A 4767-nucleotide genomic window follows, 5' to 3' on the forward strand; every position below is an offset into this window, starting at 1 on the left:
CGGGTCGCGGTCGTGGAGGCCCTCGTCCGGCACCCGCTACCGGGCCAAGCTGCGCACGGGCGGGGTCGTCGCCGACGCCCACCCGGACGAGGCCGAGCTCGCGCGGGCCGTCGCGCTGCTGGTCGGCCACGAGGTCCCGTTCAAGTGCACCGCCGGGCTCCACCACGGCGTCCGGCGCACCGACCCGGAGACCGGCTTCGAGCAGCACGGCTTCCTCAACGTGCTGGCCGCGGTGGCCGCCGCCCAGGCCGGCGCCGACGCGTTCGTGCTCGTCGGCCTGCTCGCCGAGCGCGACGAGCGGGTGCTCGTCGAGCGGCTCCGGGCCCTCGACGAGGACGCCGCGCACCGCCTGCGGGCCGCGTTCTGCTCGTTCGGCACCTGCAGCATCGCCGAGCCGCTGGACGACCTGCTCGCGCTCGGCCTCGTGCCCGGCTCGATCCCCCCGATCCCCGAAGGACGACTCGCATGACCCGCATCGACATCCCCCAGGACTCGCTCTTCGGGCTCGACAACCTGCCCTACGGCGTCTTCTCCACCGACGGCACGGCGCCGCGGGTGGGCGTCCGCGTGGCCGACCGGGTCGTCGACCTGGCCGTGCTGCTCGGCGACGAGGTGTTCGCCGCCTCGTCGCTGAACCCGTTCATGGCCCAGGGCCGGACGCGCTGGGACGCGGTGCGCGCCGAGCTGGTCGAGCGCCTGGCCGGCGAGGTGCCGGACGAGGCCGTGCACGCCCTGGCCGACGTCCGCCTGCACCTGCCGGTCGAGGTGGCCGACTACGTCGACTACTACGCCTCCGAGCACCACGCCTCGAACCTCGGCCGGCTGTTCCGGCCGGACTCCGAGCCACTCATGCCCAACTGGAAGCACCTGCCGGTCGGCTACCACGGACGCTCGTCCACGGTCGTCGTCTCCGGCGTCGACGTGGTGCGTCCGTGCGGCCAGCGCAAGGCGCCGAGCGAGGACGCGCCCACGTTCGGCCCGTCGCGCCGGCTCGACATCGAGGCCGAGCTCGGCTTCGTCGTGGGCACCGGCACCGAGATGGGCGAGCGCATCGGCACCGACGACTTCGCCGACCACTGCTTCGGCGTCGTCGTGCTGAACGACTGGTCGGCGCGCGACATCCAGGCCTGGGAGTACGTGCCGCTCGGCCCGAACCTGGGCAAGTCGTTCGCGACGTCCATCTCGCCGTGGGTCGTGCCGCTGGCCGCGCTCGAGGCGGCGTGGGTGCCGACCCCGGAGCAGGAGCCCGAGGTGCTGCCCTACCTGCGGGCCGCGCAGGCCTGGGGCCTGGACGTCGACCTCGAGGTCGAGTGGAACGGCGACGTCGTCAGCCGTCCGCCGTACGCGCAGATGTACTGGTCGCCGGCCCAGATGCTGGCCCACATGACGGTCAACGGCGCCACCAGCCGCACGGGCGACCTGTTCGGCTCGGGCACGATCTCCGGGCCGGAGAAGGACCAGCGCGGCGCGTTCATCGAGCTGACCTGGGGCGGGGCCGAGCCGGTCACCGTCGCCGGCGAGCAGCGCACCTTCCTCGAGGACGGCGACGAGGTCGCCATCTCGGCCACCGCGCCCGGCGCGTCCGGCGGTCGCATCGGGTTCGGCGAGGTCCGGGCCCGCATCCTGCCGGCGGTCGAGGCGTGAGCCGCGGGAAGGTCGTCGCGTCGGCGGCCGAGGCCGTCGCCGACGTGGCGTCCGGCAGCTCCCTCGCGGTCGGCGGGTTCGGCCTGTCCGGCATCCCGGACGCGCTCATCGAGGCGCTCGCCGAGCAGGGCGCGTCCGACCTGGAGGTCTACTCCAACAACTGCGGCGTCGACGGCCACGGCCTGGGCATCCTGCTCGAGCGCGGCCGCATCCGCCGCGTCGTCGCCTCGTACGTGGGCGAGAACAAGGAGTTCGCCCGCCAGTACCTCGCCGGTGAGCTGGAGGTCGAGCTCACGCCGCAGGGCACGCTGGCCGAGAAGCTGCGCGCCGGCGGTGCCGGCATCCCGGCGTTCTACACGCCGGCCGGCGTGGGCACGCCGATCTCCGACGGCGGCCTGCCGTGGCGCTACGCCGCCGACGGCTCGGTCGCGGTCGCGTCGCCGCCCAAGGAGGTGCGCGAGCTCGGCGGCCGCCGGTACGTCCTGGAGGAGTCGCTGACCGCGGACGTCGCGCTCGTCCACGCCCTGCGCGGCGACACCGAGGGCAACCTGGTGTTCAACCTGGCCACGCGGAACTTCAACCCGCTCGCCGCGATGGCCGGACGGGTCTGCATCGCCCAGGTCGAGGAGCTCGTCGAGCCCGGCGGGATCGACCCGGCCCAGGTGCACCTGCCGGGCATCTTCGTCCAGCGCGTCGTGCACACCGGGCCGCAGGACAAGCAGATCGAGAAGCGCACCGTGCGGGAGGAGCCGGCATGAGCGAGGCGACGACGCAGGTCGGCTGGAGCCGGCCGCAGATGGCGGCGCGGGCCGCGCTCGAGCTGGGCGACGGCGAGTACGTCAACCTCGGCATCGGCCTGCCCACGCTCATCCCGAACCACCTGCCCGAGGGCGTCCACGTGACGCTGCACAGCGAGAACGGGATCCTCGGCACCGGGCCGTACCCGGCCGAGGACGCCGTCGACCCCGACCTGATCAACGCCGGCAAGGAGACCGTCACGGTGCTGCCGGGCGCGTCCTTCTTCGACTCGGCGCTGAGCTTCGGGATGATCCGCGGCGGCCACGTCGACACCGCCGTGCTCGGCGGCATGCAGGTGGCGGCCAACGGCGACCTGGCCAACTGGATGGTGCCGGGGAAGATGGTCAAGGGCATGGGCGGCGCGATGGACCTGGTCCACGGCGCCCGCAAGGTCATCGTGCTCATGGAGCACTGCGACCGTGCCGGCGGCGCGAAGCTCGTCGAGCGGTGCACGCTGCCGCTCACCGGCCAGGGCGTCGTGCATCGGGTCGTCACCGACCTCGCGGTGCTGGACGTCGTCGGTGACGGCTTCGCGCTCGTCGAGCTCGCGCCCGGCGTGGACGAGGCCACGGTGCGCGAGCGCACGGCCGCGCCGCTGCGCTGAGCCCGCGACAGGCTCGGGGAGCGGCGCTCCTCCGCTCCCCGAGGCCCGTCGAGGGGAATCCTGCGGCGTCCGCCCGCGTTGTGCCTGGCATGAGCCGACAGGTGCGACGCGACGACCAGCAGTCCCGCTACGAGATGGTCGTCGACGACCAGGTGGCGGGGTTCGCCGACTACGTCGACCAGGCGGACGTGCGCATGTTCCCGCACACCGTGACGTCGATGAAGTTCCGTGGCCAGGGCATCGCCGGCGACCTCGTCAAGGTCGCCCTCGACGACGCCCGCGCCGAGGGCAAGAAGGTCGTCCCGGCCTGCTCGTACGTGGCCGACTACATCGACCGCCACCCCGAGTACGCCGACCTGCTCCACTGACGATTCCGCCCGGCAGGCACCCGCCTGCTAGGCTCGACGAGTTGAGCCCCCGTCCCGGCTGCGGCTCGCACCCCCATCAATGCCCGTCGATGATGCGCACTCCCGCGCGGTCTGGACGAACGGGCGTCTTCACGAGTCTGTGAGTACATGACCCATCCTGTGGGCAGCCCTGCGCTGCCGTCCTTCTCCTCCCTCGGTCTGCCGAAGCCCGTCGTCGCCACGCTGGCGCGCAAGGGCATCGAGACCCCCACCCCCATCCAGCAGGCCGTCCTGCCGGACGCGCTCGCCGGCCGCAACGTGCTGGGCCGGGCCAAGACCGGCTCGGGCAAGACCCTCGCGTTCGGCCTGCCCGTCCTGGCCGCCCTGGCCGGTGGCGAGCGCCGCCCCAAGGCGCCGCGCGGCTCATCCTGCTGCGACCCGTGAGCTGGCCACCCAGGTGCGCGACGCGCTCGACCCCGTCGCCGAGGCCCTGGGCCTGCGCATGGCGACGGTCTACGGCGGCACGTCCATCGAGCGCCAGGTCCAGCGCCTGCGCTCGGGCGTCGACCTCGTCGTCGCCACCCCGGGCCGTCTCGGCGACCTCATCGAGCGTCGCGCCGTGACCCTGGACCGCATCGAGGTGACCGCCCTCGACGAGGCCGACCACCTGTGCGACCTGGGCTTCTACAAGCCGATCGACCGCCTGCTGGCGCTGACGCCGGTCGACGGCCAGCGGCTGCTGCTGTCGGCGACGCTCGACGGCGACGTCGACCGGCTCGTGCGCCGCCACCTGCCCCAGCACGTCCTGCACGAGATCGAGTCCGACGACTCCGACGCCGGCACCATGGACCACCACCTGCTGGTCACCCCGCGCGAGCAGCGGCTCGACGTCATCCGGGCCCTGGTCGAGGCCAACCCGCGTGCGATCGTCTTCACGCGCACCAAGCGCGGCGCGACCCGTCTGGCCAAGCAGCTGACCAACGCCGGCATCGAGGCGGTCGACATGCACGGCGACCTCGCCCAGAACCGGCGCGAGCGGAACCTGGCGAAGTTCAGCAGTGGCCAGGCCAGTGCCATCGTCGCGACCGACGTGGCCGCCCGCGGCATCCACGTCGACGACGTCCGCCTGGTCGTGCACTACGACGTGCCGGCCGAGCACAAGGCGTTCACCCACCGCTCGGGCCGCACGGCGCGCGCGGGGGAGTCGGGCACGGTCGTCACCATGACGATGCCCGAGGACCTGCGCGACACCCTCGCGCTGCAGCGCAAGGGCCGGCGTGGCGGCGCGTCGTCACACCGCCGCGAACGCGCCGCGCCCGATGTCGGCGTCCGCGCTGACCACCAGCGGCGAGCTGCCGAAGGACGAGCCGCAGG

The 4767-nt window shown here is 73.5% G+C and carries 6 protein-coding genes and 1 pseudogene; all 7 read left to right on the forward strand.

Translation table 11 applies throughout. From position 1 onward, the window contains the following. Nucleotides 1-469 (forward strand): annotated as a pseudogene (locus tag AC2W7G_RS09320) (hypothetical protein); the annotation flags it as partial. Continuing rightward, the gene (gene fahA, locus AC2W7G_RS09325) at nucleotides 466-1644 is read left to right on the forward strand and encodes a fumarylacetoacetase (RefSeq protein ID WP_485868190.1); all 1179 of its coding nucleotides are present in this window, start codon (nucleotides 466-468) and stop codon (nucleotides 1642-1644) included. The pseudogene AC2W7G_RS09320 and the gene fahA, both read left to right, overlap by 4 nt. After that, nucleotides 1641-2402, forward strand: a complete 762-nt coding sequence (locus AC2W7G_RS09330; RefSeq protein WP_485868191.1) for a CoA transferase subunit A — start codon at nucleotides 1641-1643, stop codon at nucleotides 2400-2402. The genes fahA and AC2W7G_RS09330 overlap by 4 nt, the downstream gene beginning before the upstream one ends. Beyond that, nucleotides 2399-3046, forward strand: a complete 648-nt coding sequence (locus tag AC2W7G_RS09335; protein ID WP_485868192.1) for a CoA transferase subunit B — start codon at nucleotides 2399-2401, stop codon at nucleotides 3044-3046. Before AC2W7G_RS09330 ends, AC2W7G_RS09335 begins: the two co-directional genes overlap by 4 nt. An 89-nt stretch (nucleotides 3047-3135) precedes the next feature. Beyond that, the gene (locus AC2W7G_RS09340; protein WP_485868193.1) at nucleotides 3136-3414 is read left to right on the forward strand and encodes a GNAT family N-acetyltransferase; all 279 of its coding nucleotides are present in this window, start codon (nucleotides 3136-3138) and stop codon (nucleotides 3412-3414) included. Between the two features lie 147 nt (nucleotides 3415-3561). Continuing rightward, nucleotides 3562-3837 carry a DEAD/DEAH box helicase gene (locus AC2W7G_RS09345; RefSeq protein ID WP_485868194.1) on the forward strand — a complete coding sequence of 92 codons (276 nt, stop codon included), beginning with the start codon at nucleotides 3562-3564 and terminating at the stop codon, nucleotides 3835-3837. Nucleotides 3838-3850: 13 nt separating this feature from the next. Then, nucleotides 3851-4767: DEAD/DEAH box helicase (locus tag AC2W7G_RS09350; protein WP_485868195.1), on the forward strand; the 917-nt coding region annotated here is incomplete at its 3' end.

This window comes from Aeromicrobium sp. PFPM2_SD2, assembly GCF_057364525.1.